Source organism: Streptomyces alkaliterrae (genome assembly GCF_007097205.2).
In the GTDB taxonomy this organism is placed as follows: domain Bacteria; phylum Actinomycetota; class Actinomycetes; order Streptomycetales; family Streptomycetaceae; genus Streptomyces; species Streptomyces alkaliterrae.
Map to the genome: position 1 here is coordinate 1 of NZ_VJYK02000745.1, position 402 is coordinate 402.

1 pseudogene is annotated in these 402 nt (G+C 72.1%); it reads right to left on the reverse strand.

What is annotated here, in order from left to right:
* Positions 1-402: pseudogene (locus tag FNX44_RS28500) on the reverse strand (hypothetical protein); the annotation flags it as partial.

The following is a 402-nucleotide window of genomic DNA, read 5'->3' on the forward strand; positions in this document are numbered from 1 at the left end:
CTTGCGGTGGGGGACGCGGGAGAGGGCGGCGGGGATCAGCGTCGCGTCCTCTGCGAGAAGGACGGTGTAGACGTCGTGGTCGAAGACGCGGACAGCGGCGCCGCGGGGCGCACCGCCCATCCAGTCCATCGATCCGGGCGCCGCGGGGGCGACCGGGCGCAGGGCGTCGACCATGCGGCTGAGGATCGTCTCGCTCCTGCCCACGGAGATGAAGTTGTCGGGCGTCATCGGCCGCGCGGACGGCAGGTGGAGAAGCATGGCGTTGGGGCCGTCGGCGAGGTTGGCGGCGGAGTTCTGGTAGCCGAGGACGTGGATGAGGCCGTGGGCGGGGTGGTCGCGTCGGCCGATGTAGAGGGTGGTGCCGGAGAAGCGGGCGGGGGCCATCGAGACGCACATGGGGTG